Source organism: Streptomyces sp. NPDC031474 (genome assembly GCF_055581185.1).
This window is the reverse complement of the sequence record NZ_JBVIJX010000003.1, coordinates 234,817-251,656: the sequence shown is the minus strand read 5'-3', so window position 1 is coordinate 251,656 and position 16,840 is coordinate 234,817. Positions and strand designations below refer to the sequence as shown.

Here is a 16,840-nt window from a genome sequence, read left to right as displayed (position 1 = left end):
TCGTTGGCCCCCGCGAAGGCGGCGGAGATGCTCGGAGGACCGCAACCGTCCGACGCTCACGCCGGGAGACGAACATGACCGCACTGTCGCCGCACCTCCGCCAGGCCACGCCCGTGGTGGCGGTCCGGGGCGAAGGCGTCCACCTCTATGGCGAGGACGGCCGCCACTACCTGGACTTCACCGCCGGCATCGGTGTCACCAGCACCGGGCACTGCCACCCCAAGGTCGTGGCGGCGGCACAGGAGCAGGTGGGCACGCTCGTCCACGGCCAGTACACGACGGTGATGCACCAGCCGCTGCGGCGGCTCGTCGACAAGCTCGGCGAGGTCCTGCCGGCCGGTCTGGACAGCCTGTTCTTCACGAACTCGGGCAGCGAGGCAGTGGAGGCCGCGCTGCGGCTGGCCCGGCAGGCCACCGGCCGGCCCAACGTCATCGTCTGCCACGGCGGCTTCCACGGGCGTACGGTGGCGGCCGCCTCCATGACCACCTCGGGAACCCGTTTCCGCTCCGGTTTCTCCCCGCTGATGAGCGGTGTGGTCGTCACCCCCTTCCCGTCGGCCTACCGCTACGGCTGGGACGAGGAGACCGCCACCCGTTTCGCCCTGAAGGAGCTGGACTACACGCTCCAGACGGTCTCCTCGCCCGCCGACACCGCGGCGATCATCGTTGAGCCGGTGCTGGGCGAGGGCGGGTACGTCCCTGCGACCCGCGTCTTCCTGGAAGGGCTGCGGGAGAGGGCGGACCGGCACGGGTTCCTGCTGATCCTGGACGAGGTGCAGACCGGAGTGGGCCGCACCGGCCGCTTCTGGGGCCACGAGCACTTCGGCGTCACGCCGGACATCCTCGTCACCGCCAAGGGCCTGGCCAGCGGCTTCCCGCTGTCCGGCATCGCGGCCTCCGAAGAGCTGATGGCCAAGGCGTGGCCCGGTTCGCAGGGCGGCACGTACGGCGCCAACGCCGTCGCCTGCGCCGCGGCCTGCGCCACGCTCGACGTCGTACGCGACGAGAAGCTGGTCGAGAACGCGGAGGCGATGGGCAAGCGGCTGCGGCACGGCCTGGAGGCGGTGGCCGACCGGACTCCAGGCATCGGGGACGTTCGGGGGCTGGGGCTGATGCTGGCCACCGAGTTCGTCAACGAGGACGGCAGCCCCGACCCGGACACCGCCGCCCGGGTGCAGCGCGCCGCCGTCGACGAGGGTCTGCTCCTGCTGCTGTGCGGAGCCTGGAACCAGGTCGTGCGGATGATTCCGGCGTTGGTGATCGACGAGACGGCGGTGGACGAGGGCCTTCAGGCGTGGGCGACCGCGGTGCAGGCCGGTACCTCGGGAGCGTCGGCACGATGAGCGAAAGCGTGGCGCGGCTGACCGCCCGGCTCGCCGAGGCGGCTCCCGGCCTGCGGGTGGACTCCGGCCCGGGCACCCTCGGACAGTACGCCTACGACGCCTCCAACTACCGCGTTCCGCCGCAGGCCGTGATCTTCCCCCGCAGCACCGGCGACGTGGTCGCGGTGCTGCGGGCCTGCCGGGAGACAGACGTACCCGTCACGGCGCGCGGCGGTGGCACCAGCATGGCCGGCAACGCGGTCGGGCCGGGTGTCGTCCTGGACTTCTCCCGGTACATGAACCGGATCCTGGACATCGACCCGGCCGCCGGGACCGCGCGTGTCCAGGCCGGAGTGGTCCTCGACGCGCTGCGCAGTGCGACCGCCCGGCACGGGCTCACCTTCGGCCCCGATCCCTCCTCGCACAGCCGCTGCACCCTCGGCGGGATGATCGGCAACGACGCCTGCGGCAACCGGTCCGTGCGGCACGGGCGGACCAGCTCTCACATCGAGTCCCTGGAGATCGTGACGGCCGACGGCGTGCGGGCCGTCGCCGACCGCTCCGGCCTGCACCCGGTCGACCCCGCGGACACGGAACGCGTCGCCCGCCTCGAAGCGGACGTACGACGTCTGATCGACGCCAACCTGGCGCCGATCCGCACCGAGCTGGGCCGCATCCCGCGTCAGGTCTCCGGCTACCAGCTGCACCACTTGCTGCCCGAGCACGGCTTCGACATGGCCCGTGCTCTGGTCGGCACCGAGGGCTCCTGCGGGGTCGTCACCGCCGCGACGGTCCGCCTGGTGGCGACCGCGCAGGCTTCCGCACTGCTCGCCCTGGGCTACGACGATGTCGTCGACGCCGCCGAGGACGTCCCGGAGATCCTGCTCTGGAACCCCACCGCCGTTGAAGGCATGGACGAGGCGATCGTCGCCACCATGCGCGCCCGCCGCGGCCCCGACTCGGTCACCGGTCTGCCCGAGGGGCGAGCCTGGCTGTACGTCGAGCTCGACGGCGACGACGAGGCGGCGGTCCACGCTCGCGCGGCCGAACTGCTTGATGTGCTCAAGACCCGGGGCCGGATGACCGGCGGCCGGGTCGTGGAGAGCCCTGCCGAGCGACGCTCGCTCTGGCGTGTCCGTGAGGACGGATCCGGTCTCGCCGCCCGTCTCGTCGACGGCGGGGAGTCCTGGCCCGGCTGGGAGGACTCGGCGGTCGCCCCCGAGGACCTGCCCGCCTACCTGCGGGACTTCCGCAAGCTGCTGGCTACCCACGAGCTCACCGGCGTGATGTACGGGCACTTCGGCGCCGGCTGCGTCCACGTGCGCATCGACTTCGACCTCGCCACGGACGAGGGCCGCGCCGCCGCCCGCCGCTTCCTCCAGGAGGCCGCCGCCCTGGTCGTAGCGCACGGCGGGACCCTGTCGGGAGAGCACGGTGACGGGCGGGCGCGCGGTGAGCTGCTGGAGGTTATGTACAGCCACCAGCTGATCCGGGCGTTCGCCGCCTTCAAGGAGGTGTTCGATCCCGAGGGGCTGCTCAATCCGGGCGTCATCGTCGCCCCGGCCCCGCTCGACGCCGACCTCGCACTGCACCGGATCCAGCCCTTGGCGACGGAGTTCGCCTTCCCGCACGACGAGGACGGCTTCGCGGGTGCGGCCCGCCGCTGCGTCGGCGTCGGCCGTTGCCGCAGTGACGCGGGCGGGGTGATGTGCCCCAGCTACCGGGCGACGGGAGAGGAGAACGACTCCACCCGGGGCCGGGCCCGGCTGCTCCAGGAGATGGTGCGCGGGGAGACGGTCCAGGACGGCTGGCGTTCGACCGAGGTCAGGGACGCCCTCGACCTGTGCCTGTCCTGCAAGGCGTGCTCCTCCGACTGTCCGGTCGGGGTCGACATGGCGACGTACAAGGCCGAGTTCCTGCACCAGCACTACAAAGGCCGCCTGAGGCCCCGCTCGCACTACTCGCTTGGCTGGCTGCCCCTGAGTTCTGCTCTTGCCGGATACGTCGCCCGTCCGCTCAACCTCCTCCTGAGAGGACCGGTCGGCAAGCTGCTCGCCCGTCTCGCAGGCGTGACCACGAAGCGCACGATTCCGTCCTTCGCCTCCCGGCGCGCCCTGCGCAAGACCCTGCGTGCGGCCCACCCGGGTGAGCCGGCCAAGGCCCTGCTCTTCGTCGACAGCTTCACCCGCGCCTTCCGCCCCGAGGTGGCCGGAGCCGCGAGCCGTGTCCTCGCCGACGCCGGCGTTCCCTGTACGCCGGAGGACGGCCTGTGCTGCGGTCTGACCTGGGTCAGCACCGGCCAGCTGTCCGTGGCCCGCAGGATCATGACTCGTACGGTCGCCCATTTCGACAACGGCGACGACCGACCGATCGTCGTGGCCGAGCCGAGCTGTGCCGCCGCTCTCAAGCGTGATGTGCCCGAGCTCCTCGGCACCGAGGCCGCCCGTCGTGTCGCGGCCCGGGTCCACACCTTCACCGGTGCCTTGACCGACCTCGCGGAGCCAGGATGGACCCCGCCGCCGTTGCCGCAGGACGTGGTCCTGCAGACCCACTGCCACGAGTACGCCACCTTCAAGGGCCGCCGCCCCGCCGACCTGCTGCGTCGGCTCGGCGTACGGAAGGTCGACGAGGCCGAGGGCTGCTGCGGACTCGCCGGGAACTTCGGCTTCGAGAGGCAGCACTACGACACCTCGATGGCCGTCGCCGACCTGGCCCTGAAGCCCCGTCTCGACGAACTCGACGGACGGGCCGTCGTGGCCGACGGCTTCAGCTGCGCCACCCAGATCGCCCACCTCGCCGGTGACCGGGACATCCGGGCCCTGCACCTCGCAGAACTGCTCGACCCCGCCGCCGACCAACCAGGAGAGACCTCATGACCGGCACACCCACGCAGTTGTTCATCGGCGGGGCCTGGGTGGGCGCCGCAGACGGCGCCACCATGCCCGTGCACGACCCGGCCACCGGCGAGATCATCGCCCATGTCTCCGACGCCGGCACCAAGGACGCACGGCTCGCGGAGGACGCGGCCGTCGAGGCTCAGCGGGAATGGGCCCGTACGGCACCCCGCGTCCGCAGCGAGATCCTGCGCCGCGCCTACGAGATCATCCTCGAGCGCACGGACGAACTCGCCCACCTGATGACTGCCGAGATGGGCAAGCCGCTCGCCGAGGCCAGGGGAGAGGTGGCGTACGCGGCCGAGTTCTTCCGCTGGTTCTCGGAGGAAGCCGTCCGTATCGACGGCGGTGGCGGCGTTCTCCCCGACGGCCGCAACCGCATGCTGCTCTCCCGCCGCCCGGTCGGCCCCTGTCTGCTGATCACCCCCTGGAACTTCCCCCTGGCCATGGGTACCCGCAAGATCGGCCCGGCGGTCGCCGCCGGCTGCACGATGGTGCTCAAGCCGGCCCCCCAGACCCCGCTCTCCAGCCTGGCCCTCGCCGCGATCCTGAAGGAGGCCGGGCTGCCGGACGGCGTGCTGAACGTCGTCAGCACCTCCCGTGCGGGGGAGGTGTGCGAACCGCTCCTGCGCGGCGGGCGGATTCGCAAGCTTTCCTTCACCGGCTCCACGCAGGTCGGGCGGTTGCTGCTGGCCCAGTGCGCGGACAACGTCGTACGGACCTCGATGGAGCTGGGCGGCAACGCGCCGTTCATCGTCTTCGAGGACGCCGACCTGGACGTGGCCGTGGACGGCGCGATGGTCGCCAAGATGCGCAACATGGGCGAGGCGTGCACGGCGGCGAACCGCTTCTTCGTCCACAGCGCGGTGGCGGAGGAGTTCGGGCGACGGCTGGCCGAGCGTATGGGCTCGCTCGTCGTGGGTCCCGGCACCCGGGACGGGGTCGACGTCGGCCCGCTCATCGACGCCGCCGGGCGGGCCAAGGTGGAGAAGCTGGTCGCCGACGCGGTGGGACGCGGCGCCGAGGTGCTCGTCGGCGGACGTACCCCCGAGGGCCCCGGCTGCTTCTACCCGCCGACCGTGCTCGCCGGCGTCGATCCCGCCAGCCGGCTGATGGAGACGGAGATCTTCGGCCCCGTCGCGGCGATCCTCACCTTCGACGACGAGGACGAGGTCGTCCGCCGGGCCAACGACACCCCGTGGGGCCTCGTCGGCTACGTCTTCACGGAGGGCCTCGACCGCGCCCTTCGCGTCAGCGAACGCCTGGACGTGGGCATGGTCGGCGTCAACACCGGCCTCGTCTCCAACCCCGCCGCGCCCTTCGGCGGCGTCAAGCAGTCCGGGCTCGGCCGGGAGGGCGGCCGGGTCGGAATCGACGAGTTCCTGGAGTACCAGTACCTCGCGGTGCCGGTGCGATGACGGCGGTCATGCCCTGACACACGCCGCATCGCGCACCGCGCGGGCCGCCTCGTGCCCGGTCGATCCTTTCCTGGCCGGGCACGAGGCGGACAGCCCGTGCTCCTCGTCCGTACCCCGGGCCCAGGCCCTGGCGCCGTCAAATGCCGTTGCGTCGCGCCGCGATTTCCCTGGCCGTGTCGGCCACGAGCCGTCCGATCTCGGGAAGCCGCTGCGCGTCGTACCGCGAATCCGGCATGGAAACCGCGATGGTGGCCAGCGGTGTCCCGCCCTCGTCCAGGATCGGCGCCGCCACGGCGCAGACGTCCGGCCGGTACTGGTTGCGGTTGACCGAGTAGCCGTCGGCGCGCACCCGCTCCAACTCCGCACGCAACAGTTCGGGGTCGGTCGGCGTGGCCTCGCTGAACCGCTCCAGGCCCCGCTCGACCAGCTCGTCGACGTCCGACCCCGGCAGGTGCGCCAGGACGGCACGCCCGGTGGCGGTGGCGTGCAGCGGTGACGTGTCGCCGATGGCGTGGAACGTTCGCACCGCGTGCGTGCAGTCCACCCGGTCCACGACCACCATGCCCTGCAACGCGTCCGGCACCGACAGGTGGATGGTCTCGTTGACCGCGTCACGCAGCCGGATCATGGGCTCCCGCGCGGCCGCGAACAGGCTCGACCCCTGCAGCGCCGCCGGCCGGACCACGAGCACCCGTGCGCCGATCTCCCAGCGAGTGGTGTCCTTGCGGTTCGCCCGCAACCACCCGGCCTCGTTCAGGGTGACCAGCGTCCGCTGCACGGTCGACTTGGGCAGACCGAACAGCTTGGTGAGTTCGCCCACCGTCACCGGCTGGTGCTGGGCGACCGCCTCCAGGATCCGCAGGGACCTGGTCACGCTCTTCATTTCCATCGGATTTCCCCCGTTAACTCTGCGATTTCCTTGAGTACACCCCTTGACTCCCCTCCTGCGCCACTGCCATTCTCGTGCCAGATTCTAGCACAGCGTTCCACAATGTGGCACGGTCCGCTCAAAGAAGCGGACGAAGCCCACCTCGCTCCGGAAAGTTCGAGTCGGCATCCCCTGGCCGCAACCGCATCCGGAATCACAGAATCCGCATACCGGGCGCCCAGCATCCCCGCCCCGGGAGACGAAAGGAACCCTCGTGTCAGCCAGCAAGCGCGTCGCCGTCGTAGGCGTCGGAACGATGGGCAGCCAGGCCGCCTGGCGCCTGGCTGCTCGCGGTGCCGAGGTGGTCGGCTACGACCACTTCGCCCCGGGCCACGACCGCAGCGCCGCCGGCGGCGAGACCCGCATCTTCCGCAGCGCCCACTTCGAGGACTCCCGGTACGTGCCGCTGCTCCAGCACGCCGACGCCCTGTGGGAGCGGCTTCAGCAGGAGACCGGCCGAGAGCTGCGCCGGCTGACCGGGTGCCTGTTGATGGGACCGACCGAGCACCAGCAGATGGCCACGGTGCTCCAGTCCATCGCCGAGCACGGTCTCGACCACGAGGTGCTGGACATCGACTCCCTCGCCAAGCGTTTCCCGCAGTTCCGCATCGAGGACGGCGACGCGGCCGTGCTCGACCGCCGGGCCGGCTTCATCCGGCCGGAACTCACGATCCAGACCGCCGCCCGCCGAGCCGAAGAGCTGGGCGCCCGCATCCACCGCTACACCACGGTCCGCGAGATCGTCCCCGTCGCGAACGGCGTCGAGATCCGCACCGACAGCGGCAGCGAGCGTTTCGACACCGCCGTCGTCACCGTCGGCCCGTGGGTCAACGACTTGCTGCCCGACCTCCCCTGGGAGGTGGACATCCGCCGACTGATCAGTGCCTGGTACGTGCCCACCACCGACGCCTGGTTCGGCGAGGAGCGCCCGGCCTTCATCCGCACGGCCCCTACACACTGCTACGGCCTGCCCTCCCCGGACGGTGTCTCCGTCAAGCTCGGCCTCTCCCGCGCCCTGCACCGCCCCGCCGGGGACCCGAACCACCTCGACCGAGAAGTGGCCCCGGAAGAGCTGGAGATCTTCACGGAGCTGATCTCACGCCACATGCCGGACCTGAACCCCGACCCCACCCGCCTCTCCGTCTACATGGAGGGCTACACCGAGAGCAGCCGCCCGCTGGTCGGTCCGCTGCCCGGTGCCGAGAACGTCGTCCTGCTCGCCGGGTTCTCCGGCCACGGCTTCAAGCTCTCGCCCGCTTTCGGCGACATCGCGGCGGACCTCGCGCTGGATGGCGCCTCGCCGCAGCCCATCGCCTTCATCTCCACCCTCGACCGCGCGGAGGCGTGACATGACCCGCGTCCTTACCGTCGGCGCGCTGAGCGCCGAGCCCGGCACCAAGACCCGCGGCACCGTCCCCGCCGACCTCGGCACCCTCACCGTGGACATCCCCCTGACCCTGGTCAACGGCGCCCACCCCGGCCCCCGCGTCGTCATCACGGCAGGCGTGCACGGCGGCGAGTTCACCGGTGTCGACGCGGCCACCCGCCTCGCCGCCCTGCTGGAGCCCCGCGAGGTGCACGGCCAGGTCGTCGTCTGCCCGGTCGCCAACCCGCCGGCCGTGTACCAGGGACGACTCGGCGTCTCCCCGCTCGACGGCGTCAACATCAACCGCGTCTTCCCCGGCGACCCCGACGGCGGCCCCACCGAGCGACTCGCCGCGTGGCTCTTCGCCCACCTCCTCGACAGCGCCGACGCCTACGTGGACCTGCACTCCGGCGGCATTGACGAGGTCCTCGAGGACTTCGTCGGCTACCGCCTCACCGGAGACCCCGCACTCGACGCGAAGACCGCCGACATGGCCCGCTCCCTCGGCATCGAGGACGTCGTCTTCGGAACGAACGCCGACGGAGGCAACAGTCACGCGGCCGCCGCCCGCCAGGGCGTCCCGGCGATCCTCGTCGAGACCGGCCAGCTCGGCGAACGCGACGCGTCCGCCGCCCGTCGCCTCGTCGAGGGCCTGTACGGCGTCCTGAGCCGGCTCGGTGTCCTGCACACCGGGCCCCAGGACGACACGGACATCCGTGCGTGGGTCTGGGCCGCCGGCGTCACCGCCGAGACCGCCGGCCTCTGGTACCCCGACTTCACCGCCGGCGACGACGTGACTCAGGGCCAGGTCATCGGCCGCGTCATCGACCCGGCCGACGGCCGGGAGCACAAGGTCCACACCCCGGCCGCCGGCCGCATCTTCTACGGAATGCGCGGCCTGACCGTCGCCCCCGGAGCCGAACTGGCCGCCATCGCCGCCCCCGCTCCCCGGGACTCCGGCAACCACTGACCCCCCAGCAAGTCCCCTCCCGGCACAACCAGAACAGCACGTACCCCCCGCTCCCTTCATCACGTACCGCACCACCAGGAGGCACCCGGTGAGAGATGTCCGGACAGACCGCAGAGGGTTCCTGCGCGGAGTCGGCGGCGTGGCCGCCGGCGTGGCCGCCGCCACATCGCTCAGCGCCTGCGGCACCGGCACCAGCCGGTCCGTCGACAGCGGCGGCAAGAACTCCAAGACCGTCGTGGTCCGCAACAGCGGCGGCTCCTACGGCGACGCCAACCAGCAGGCGATCTACGACCCGTTCACCAAGGAGACCGGCATCCAGGTCAAGGTGGTGAACATCGAGTACGCCCAGATGCTCGCCCAGATCAAGCAGGGCCGCCCCCAGTTCGACGTCATCGACGACTCGATGGCCGACTTCGTGCTCTTCCACAACGAGGGCGCCACCGAGGACCTCGACCACGACCGGCTGAAGAACTTCAAGAACGCCGGCATCGCCAAGAACCTGGTCACGGCCAACGCGGTCGGCAAGAACTACTGGGCCAGTGTGATGGCGTACCGTACGGACGCCTTCGGCGGGAAGAAACCTTCCTCCTGGGCCGACTTCTGGGACACCAAGACGTTCTCCGGCAACCGCGCCCTGCAGGCCCTGGACGCCGACCTACCCGAGCTGGAGTTCGCCCTCCTCGCCGACGGCGTGGCGCTGGACGCCCTCTACCCGCTCGACGTCGACCGCGCCTTCCACGTCCTCAGCGAGATCAAGCCCCACGTCCGCAAGTTCTGGGACACCGGCGCCCTGCCCGGCGTGCTCCTGGGCCGCAAGGAGGTCGACGCCTCCAGTGTCTGGCACGGCCGCCTGGACGCCCTGATCAAAGGCGGCTCCCCGCTCGCCTACCAGTGGAACGGCGCCCGTCGGCAGAGCAACGCCCTCGGTATCCCCAAGGGCGCCGCGAACCTCGACGCCGCCTACCAGCTCATCGACTTCGCCCTGCGGCCCGAGGTGCAGGCCGCCTACGCCGAGATCTACCCGATGGCGCCGTCGGTGCCGGCCGCCTACAAGAAGCTCAAGCCCGCCACCGCCGCGAACCTGGGGAGCTCGCCCGAGCACCTGGAGTCCGGCTTCGACCTGAACGTCGAGTGGTGGATCAAGAACCAGGACGCGGTGTCCAAGCGCTGGCAGGAGTGGACGCATGCCTGAGACCGACGTGATGCCCGAGCTGTCCCTGGCCGCCACTGCCGGCCTGGCCGGTTCCGGCAAGCCCCTGTCCGTGACCCGGCTTCGGAAGACGTACGGGGGAGTGACGGCCGTCGACGAGGTCTCCTTGGAGATCGCGGCCGGCGAGTTCGTCACCTTCCTCGGCTCCTCCGGCTCCGGCAAGACCACCACCCTGATGATGATCGCCGGGTTCTGCGAGCCCGACTCCGGCAGCATCGTCGTCGGCGGCAACGACGTGACCCGCCTCGCCCCGCAGAAGCGCGGCCTGGGCTTCGTCTTCCAGCAGTACCTGCTCTTCCCGCACATGACCGTCTGGGAGAACGTCGCCTTCCCGCTGCAGCTGCGCGGCGTGCCCAAGGGGGAACAGCGCCGCCGGGTCGGCGAGACCCTGGAGATGGCCGGCCTGTCCGCCATGGCCCGCCGCCGCCCCCGCGAGCTGTCCGGCGGCCAGCAGCAGCGCGTCGCCCTATGCCGGGCCCTGGTCTACAGGCCCCCCGTCATCCTCATGGACGAGCCGCTCGGCGCCCTCGACAAGAAGCTGCGCGACCAGCTCCAGACCGAGATCAAGCGCATCCAGCGGGAACTCGGCCTGACCGTCATCTACGTGACGCACGACCAGGAAGAGGCCCTCGTCCTCTCCGACCGCATCGCGGTCATGCGGGACGGGCGGATCGACCAGTTCGACACCCCGCAGGAGCTCTTCGAACGCCCCCGCACCCCGTTCGTCGCCGACTTCCTCGGCGCCGCCAACTTCCTTCCGGGCCGTCTGGAGGAACAGAGCGCGGACCACACCCTCGTCCGGCTCGACACCGGCGGCCTGCTCAGGGCCCGCCCGCAGACCGTCCCGGACGGCGCACGGGTACGCGCGGCGGTCCAGCCCGGCCGGCTCGCCCTGTGTACGCCGGGCGACGGGTTCTGTACCGGGACCGTCGAGACGGTCACCTACGTCGGCACCCTGGTCCGGGTCACCGTCCGCCCCCTGGGCGACACGGCCACCGAACCCGTACGCCTGGAACTGCCCGCCGGCCGAGCCCCCGCCCTCGGCGAGCGCGTGGACCTCACCGCGGAGCCCGCGAACGTCGGCGTCTTCGCCGATCCGGACGGGGGGTGAGGGGAGTGGCCGTACTGGCTCCCGCGCCGGGCTCCGCAGTTTCGGTGCCTCGCAAGAAACGCGTCTCGCTGTCCGACCGGCGCACCCGCTTCGGACTGCTCAACGCCACCCCCGTCGTCGTCTACCTGCTGATCCTCTTCGTCTATCCGATCTTCAGCACCCTGATGCTGAGCCTCAAGGGCGAGGCCGGCGGCTTCACCCTCCACTGGTACACCGACGCCTTCCGGGGCGCCAACCTGGAGATCCTGCTCACCACGCTGCGGATCTCCTTCGAGACCTCCCTGCTCGCCCTGGTCATCGGCTTCGTCCTGGCTTCGGCCATCTCGCGGCTCAAGCCGCTGTGGGCGGGTCTGGCGATGCTGGTCGTGGTCGTCCCGCACTTCATCAGCGCTCTGGTGCGCACCTACGGCTGGATCATCCTGCTCGGTGACAACGGCGTGGTGAACAACGTGCTGACGGACATCCATTTCCCGGGCGCGCCCTTCCAACTCCTCTACAACGAGATCGGCGTCGTCATAGGCACCACCGCCGTGATGCTGCCGTACACCGTCCTGCTGCTGTACGCGGTCATGCGCGGCATCGACCGGCGGCTGCTCGCCGCCGCGGCCGGCATGGGCGCCGGGCGGATCACCATCTTCCGCCGTGTCTACGTTCCCCTGGTGGCCCCCGGCCTGGTCAACGCGGGCGTCCTGTCGTTCATCCTCTGCCTCGGCTACTACCTCACCCCCGCCCTCATGGGCGGCGAGAAGCAGACGATGGTCGCCTCGCTCATCGACGAACAGGTCATGAAGCAGAACCAGTGGAACGGCGCCTCCGCGCTCGGCATCATCCTGCTGCTCCTCACCTTCGCCGGACTGCTGCTGCTCAAGCTGCTCCAGGCAGCGGGCGAGGCCCTCCGGAATCGGGGTACGGCGTCATGATCGAGCTCCGTTCCACCCTGGCCGGACGCATCACCCTCGCCGTCCTGTCCACGCTGATCCTGCTGTTCCTCGCCCTGCCGATCGTCGTCATCGTCGTCACCTCCTTCGGCAAGGACGCCTTCGGATCCTTCCCGCCGGAGGCGTGGACCCTCGGCTGGTACAAGCAGCTGTTCGCCGACGGCAGCAAGTGGCCGGCAGCACTGTCGCTCAGCGCCCTGGTGGCGGCCATGACCACGGTCTTCTCGCTCATCCTGGGTCTGACCGCGGCCACCGCTCTCGTCCGCAGCGAACTGCCCCTGCGCTCGGCGGTCTACGGCCTGGTTCTCGCCCCGCTGGTGATCCCCCAGGTCGTCGTCGCCCTCGGCCTGTTCCTGCTCTTCGAGCCGGCCGCGATGCTCGGCAGCCCGGTCGCCATCGCCCTCGGCCACACCGTGCTCGCCTCACCGATCGCCGTCATGATCCTGATGGCCACTCTGAAGGGCATCGACGAACGGCTGGAGGACGCGGCGGCCAGCATGGGCGCCGGCCGGCTGACCGTCTGGCGGCGGGTCACCTTCCCGCTGGCCATGCCCGGTCTGGTGGCCGCCGGCATCTTCTCCTTCATCACCAGCTTCGACGAGTTCTTCATCTCGCAGTTCCTGTCCTCCGTGGACACCGTGACCCTGCCCGTGCAGGTGTTCAACGTCCTCCAGTACAACGTCGACCCGTCGGTGACCGCCGTCAGCGCGATCCTCATCGCCGTCGCCGTAGTGGCCCTCGCCCTGGTCGGCGTGGTCCGCAAGCTCAGCGGCTCCGGCAAGCAGGACGGCCTGCTGCCCACAGAACCCGGACTGGGCCTCCCCGCCGGAAGTGAGACCGCATCATGACCACCACAGCCAGTACCAGCACCCGCACACCCGTCGGTGAACTGTCCGCCACCGCGGCCAGACACCTCCTGCTCAACATGACCCCCAACGGCTCCCTCGGCCAGCACGGGCAGAACCTCTTCGTCGTCCAGCGAGGCGAGGGCCCTTACGTCGACGACGCCGACGGCAGACGCTTCATCGACGGCCTCTCCGGCCTGTACTGCTGCCAGCTCGGCTACTCCTACGCACCCGAGTTCGCAGAGGCGGCGGACAAGCAGCTGCGCGAGCTGTGCTTCAGCCCGCTGTGGTCGTCCTCCGCACACCCCACGGCGATCGAACTCGCCGAGCGGCTCTCACGGATCGCGCCCGTCGACATCGAGCACACCTTCTTCTCCGGCGGCGGCGCGGAGGCGGTGGAGACGGCCTGGAAGATCGCCCGCCGTTACCATGCCCTGCGCGGGGAACCGAACCGCGTGAAGGCGATCTCCCGCCGCGGCGCCTACCACGGGCTGACCATCGGCGCTCTGTCCCTGACCGACGACCCCGGGCTGCGCGACCCCTACGGGCCGGGCGCGATCGAGACCCGGTTCGTGTCCAACACCAACCGGTTCGGCCTCGCTCCCGAGTTCGTCGACGACGCCGCGTTCACCTCCCACCTGCTCGCGGAACTCGAGGCCGCGATCCAGGCCGAAGGCCCGGACACCATCGCGATGCTCATCGCCGAGCCGGTGCAGAACAGAGGCGGTTGCATCACGCCCCCCGAGGGCTACTGGATGGGCCTCAGGGCCCTCGCCGACCGCCATGGCTTCCTCCTGGTCGCCGACGAGGTGATCACGGCCTTCGGCCGACTGGGGACGTGGTTCGGCGGGGACCGCTACAGCGCCCGCCCCGACATCGTCACCGTCGCCAAGGGAATCACCGCCGGATACGCCCCCATGGGGGCGACCCTGGTCGCCCATCACGTCGTCGAAGTCATCAACCAGCCAGGCGCCGTCCTCAACCACGGTTACACCTTCGCCGGGCACCCGCTGAGCGCGGCCATCGCGCTGCGCAGCCTGGAGATCATGGAGCGCGACCGGATCCTGGACAACGTCCGAGGTCTCGAGGGCCACCTGGCCCAGCGCATGGCCGGGCTCGCAGACCTGCCGATCGTCGGTGACGTGCGAGGCGCCGGGTTCTTCTACGCCTGCGAACTCGTCGGAGATCTCGACGGCGGTGGCTTCAGTGACACCGCCCGCGCCGGCCTGATCGCCGACCTGATCCCGCGCCGCCTGCGCGAGGCCGGCCTTCTCGCCCGCGTCTACAACCGCGCCGCCCCGCTCGTGCAGATCGCGCCCCCGCTGATCAGCGACCGCCACCTGCTCGACCGTATCGCCGACATCCTCGCCGAGACGCTCGCCGAGGCGTCCTCCCGCCTGTGAACCCCACCCCGGAAAGGCCACCCCATGTACTCCATTGGTCCGCTGACAGTCGCCCCCGGTGAGCGCGCCGAGGGACTGATCCCGGTCGGCACCAGCAGCTACGGCGTCGAGCTCGGCATACCGCTGATCGTCGTCAACGGCGCCGAGCCCGGCCCGGTGCTGTGCGTGGACGCGGGCGTGCACGGCGACGAGTACGACGGACAGGAGTCCATCCGCCGTGTCCTCGCCGAGACCGACCCGGCCACGCTGCGCGGCACCCTGGTCGGCATCCCCTGCATGAACACCCCGGCCTTCGAGGCGGCGGCCCGCACCAGCGGCCTGGACCACCTGAACCTCAACCGGATCTTCCCGGGTGACGCGGACGGCTCGTACTCCCTGCGCCTGGCCGCCACTTTTGTCGAGCAGGTCGTCCCCGCCATCGACGCCCTCGTCGACCTGCACACCGGCGGAACCTTCGGTGAGATCGCGCCGCTCGTCATCCTCCAGGGCGGCTACGAGGAACTGGCCACGGACCTCGCCCTCGCGGCCGGGCACGAGCTGGTCTGGAAGGGCGGCAAGTGGGGCGGCACGGTCCGTCACCCCACGCTCGCGGCCGGCAAGCCCGCCATCACCATCGAGGCCGGCGGCGGCACCTACCGCGAGCAGATCGTCGAGCTGCACATCGACTCGATCCGCAACATCATGCGCCGGCTCGGCATGGTCGACGGCGAGGCGAAGCTGCGCGACAGCTACACCACGGTCTCGGGCACCTTCGCCCGCTCCGCGGCCGGCGGCTTCTTCCTCGGCCACGCCGAGCCCGGCGAGACCTGCAAGGAAGGCGACCTGATCGCCCACGTCGTCGACCACTACGGCAACACGCTCGAAGAGGTCCGCGCCCCGCAGGACGGCATCGTCCTCTGGGTCCGCCGGATACGCACCGTCCGCCCCGGTGACGAGGTCGTCATCTTCGGCGAGGTCCAGGGAGAGATCCAGCCATGAGCAGCGACACGCAGTTGCTTCTCGTCGACGGCAAACAGCTCCCCGCCGCCGACGGGCGCACCTTCACCGTCCTCGACCCGGCCGACGGCACGGCCATCACCCAGGTGGCGCTGGCCGGCCCCGCCGACGTGGACCAGGCGGTGGCGGCGGCACGCGCGGCCTTCACCGCGCCGGAGTGGGCCCAAATGCGCGCCGCGGACCGGGGCAAGGTCCTCTACCGGATCGCCGAGGCCATTCGCCACCAGGGCGAGCGTCTGGCCCGGCTGGAGAGCCGGGACGTCGGCAAGCCGCTGGCCCAGGCGAAGGCGGATGTGGAGTCCGCCGCCCGCTACTTCGAGTTCTACGCCGGCTTCGCCGACAAACTGGGCGGTTCCACCATCCCGCTCGGCCCCGGCCTGATCGACTACACCGTCCGTGAGCCGATCGGCGTCTCCGGCCAGATCATCCCGTTCAACTACCCGCTGCAGAACACCGCGAGGGGCTCCGCCCCGGCGCTGGCGGCGGGCTGCACCGTGGTCCTCAAGCCCTCCCCGGAGGCACCGCTCACCCCGCTGGAGATCGGCAGGATCGCTCTGGAGTGCGGTCTTCCGCCCGGGGTGCTGAACGTCGTACCCGGCGACGGCGAGACGGGCGCGGCCCTCGCCGGGCACCCGGACATCGACCAGGTCACCTTCACCGGCTCGGTGCCGACCGGCATCAAGGTCGCCCAGGCGGCCGCCGCCAACGTGGTGCCGTCCGTGACCGAGCTCGGCGGCAAGTCACCGTTCGTCGTCTTCGCGGACGCCGACTTCGACCTGGCACTGACCGCGATCATGGGCGCGTCGTTCAGCAACGCCGGACAGATGTGCTCGGCGGGGACACGCCTGCTCCTCCAGCGCGGCGCCGAGGGCTTCCTGGACCGGCTGGTGGAGAAGATCGCCACCCTGCGGGTCGGCCCCGGCCTCACGGACCCGGACATCGGCCCGCTGGTCGCCGCCCGGCAGCGTGACCGGGTGCTGGGCTATCTGGACCTGGCCCGGGAGGAAGGTGCGACGGTCCTGGTCGGCGGCGGCGCCCCGTCCGACCCGGCCCTGGCCGACGGCTACTACGTCGAGCCGACCGTCCTCACCGGCCTGACCAACCAGGCTCGTTGCGCCCGCGAGGAGATCTTCGGCCCCGTCGTCACGGTCATCGACTTCGACGACGCCGACGAGGCTCTGGAGATCGCCAACGACAGCCCCTACGGCCTGGCCTCCTACGTGTGGACCCGTGACATCGACAAGGCGATGAGCCTGGCCTCGGGCATCCGTGCCGGCCAGGTCTATGTCAACGCCACCGGCGTCGGCACCGGCGTCGAGCTCCCCTTCGGCGGTTACAAGCACAGCGGCTGGGGCCGGGAGAAGGGCCTCGAAGCGCTGGCGAGCTACACGCAGACCAAGAACGTCTGCATCGGATTCGGGGACCGGTCATGACCGTCA

At 70.9% G+C, this 16,840-nt stretch carries 13 protein-coding genes; 12 read left to right on the top strand and 1 reads right to left on the bottom strand.

Going from position 1 to position 16,840, the window contains the following annotated elements:
- The first annotated feature begins 74 nt into the window (after positions 1-74).
- From ACZ5SK_RS06620 to ACZ5SK_RS06610, 3 genes are read left to right on the top strand one after another with little or no spacing between them, the layout of a single operon-like run.
- Positions 75-1,343 (top strand): aspartate aminotransferase family protein, encoded by a 1,269-nt coding sequence (locus ACZ5SK_RS06620; RefSeq protein ID WP_334581954.1) that lies wholly within the window; start codon positions 75-77, stop codon positions 1,341-1,343.
- On the top strand, positions 1,340-4,198 hold the full coding sequence (locus tag ACZ5SK_RS06615) for an FAD-binding and (Fe-S)-binding domain-containing protein (protein ID WP_334581953.1): 2,859 nt from the start codon (positions 1,340-1,342) through the stop codon (positions 4,196-4,198). The genes ACZ5SK_RS06620 and ACZ5SK_RS06615 overlap by 4 nt, the downstream gene beginning before the upstream one ends.
- Positions 4,195-5,634, top strand: coding sequence for an NAD-dependent succinate-semialdehyde dehydrogenase (locus ACZ5SK_RS06610; protein WP_468417065.1), 1,440 nt, complete (start codon positions 4,195-4,197; stop codon positions 5,632-5,634). Before ACZ5SK_RS06615 ends, ACZ5SK_RS06610 begins: the two co-directional genes overlap by 4 nt.
- 136 nt (positions 5,635-5,770) lie before the next feature.
- Here ACZ5SK_RS06610 and ACZ5SK_RS06605 read toward each other — a convergent pair whose 3' ends face one another.
- A complete protein-coding gene (locus ACZ5SK_RS06605; RefSeq protein ID WP_468417134.1) occupies positions 5,771-6,517 on the bottom strand; it encodes an IclR family transcriptional regulator in 747 nt (248 codons plus the stop codon).
- 259 nt (positions 6,518-6,776) lie between these two features.
- Between ACZ5SK_RS06605 and solA the strand changes: the two genes are divergently transcribed.
- From solA to ACZ5SK_RS06560, 9 genes are all read left to right on the top strand, one after another.
- Positions 6,777-7,910, top strand: coding sequence for an N-methyl-L-tryptophan oxidase (solA, locus tag ACZ5SK_RS06600; RefSeq protein ID WP_334581951.1), 1,134 nt, complete (start codon positions 6,777-6,779; stop codon positions 7,908-7,910).
- Between the two features lies 1 nt (position 7,911).
- Positions 7,912-8,898: a succinylglutamate desuccinylase/aspartoacylase family protein gene (locus ACZ5SK_RS06595; protein ID WP_334581950.1), complete on the top strand. Its 987-nt coding sequence runs from the start codon at positions 7,912-7,914 to the stop codon at positions 8,896-8,898.
- Positions 8,899-8,986: 88 nt separating this feature from the next.
- The gene (locus ACZ5SK_RS06590; protein WP_468417066.1) at positions 8,987-10,090 is read left to right on the top strand and encodes an ABC transporter substrate-binding protein; all 1,104 of its coding nucleotides are present in this window, start codon (positions 8,987-8,989) and stop codon (positions 10,088-10,090) included.
- The gene (locus ACZ5SK_RS06585; protein WP_334581948.1) at positions 10,083-11,219 is read left to right on the top strand and encodes an ABC transporter ATP-binding protein; all 1,137 of its coding nucleotides are present in this window, start codon (positions 10,083-10,085) and stop codon (positions 11,217-11,219) included. The genes ACZ5SK_RS06590 and ACZ5SK_RS06585 overlap by 8 nt, the downstream gene beginning before the upstream one ends.
- A gap of 44 nt (positions 11,220-11,263) precedes the next feature.
- Positions 11,264-12,139 (top strand): ABC transporter permease, encoded by an 876-nt coding sequence (locus ACZ5SK_RS06580; protein ID WP_334581947.1) that lies wholly within the window; start codon positions 11,264-11,266, stop codon positions 12,137-12,139.
- Complete coding sequence (locus tag ACZ5SK_RS06575) at positions 12,136-13,005, top strand: ABC transporter permease (protein ID WP_334581946.1); 870 nt, start codon at positions 12,136-12,138, stop codon at positions 13,003-13,005. The genes ACZ5SK_RS06580 and ACZ5SK_RS06575 overlap by 4 nt, the downstream gene beginning before the upstream one ends.
- On the top strand, positions 13,002-14,405 hold the full coding sequence (locus tag ACZ5SK_RS06570; RefSeq protein ID WP_334581944.1) for an aminotransferase class III-fold pyridoxal phosphate-dependent enzyme: 1,404 nt from the start codon (positions 13,002-13,004) through the stop codon (positions 14,403-14,405). The genes ACZ5SK_RS06575 and ACZ5SK_RS06570 overlap by 4 nt, the downstream gene beginning before the upstream one ends.
- Positions 14,406-14,429: 24 nt before the next feature.
- Entirely contained in the window at positions 14,430-15,383 is a 954-nt protein-coding gene (locus ACZ5SK_RS06565; RefSeq protein WP_334581943.1) for a succinylglutamate desuccinylase/aspartoacylase family protein, read from the top strand.
- Positions 15,380-16,834, top strand: coding sequence for an aldehyde dehydrogenase family protein (locus ACZ5SK_RS06560; RefSeq protein WP_468158450.1), 1,455 nt, complete (start codon positions 15,380-15,382; stop codon positions 16,832-16,834). Before ACZ5SK_RS06565 ends, ACZ5SK_RS06560 begins: the two co-directional genes overlap by 4 nt.
- Positions 16,835-16,840: the final 6 nt, after the last annotated feature.

Bases quoted from the DNA above. Each gene is read 5' to 3' on its own strand.
- ACZ5SK_RS06620 (WP_334581954.1), top strand. From the start codon at position 75: ATGACCGCACTGTCGCCGCACCTCCGCCAGGCCACGCCCGTGGTGGCG.
- ACZ5SK_RS06615 (WP_334581953.1), top strand. From the start codon at position 1,340: ATGAGCGAAAGCGTGGCGCGGCTGACCGCCCGGCTCGCCGAGGCGGCT.
- ACZ5SK_RS06610 (WP_468417065.1), top strand. From the start codon at position 4,195: ATGACCGGCACACCCACGCAGTTGTTCATCGGCGGGGCCTGGGTGGGC.
- ACZ5SK_RS06605 (WP_468417134.1), bottom strand. From the start codon at position 6,517: ATGAAGAGCGTGACCAGGTCCCTGCGGATCCTGGAGGCGGTCGCCCAG.
- ACZ5SK_RS06595 (WP_334581950.1), top strand. From the start codon at position 7,912: ATGACCCGCGTCCTTACCGTCGGCGCGCTGAGCGCCGAGCCCGGCACC.
- ACZ5SK_RS06585 (WP_334581948.1), top strand. From the start codon at position 10,083: ATGCCTGAGACCGACGTGATGCCCGAGCTGTCCCTGGCCGCCACTGCC.
- ACZ5SK_RS06575 (WP_334581946.1), top strand. From the start codon at position 12,136: ATGATCGAGCTCCGTTCCACCCTGGCCGGACGCATCACCCTCGCCGTC.
- ACZ5SK_RS06570 (WP_334581944.1), top strand. From the start codon at position 13,002: ATGACCACCACAGCCAGTACCAGCACCCGCACACCCGTCGGTGAACTG.
- ACZ5SK_RS06565 (WP_334581943.1), top strand. From the start codon at position 14,430: ATGTACTCCATTGGTCCGCTGACAGTCGCCCCCGGTGAGCGCGCCGAG.
- ACZ5SK_RS06560 (WP_468158450.1), top strand. From the start codon at position 15,380: ATGAGCAGCGACACGCAGTTGCTTCTCGTCGACGGCAAACAGCTCCCC.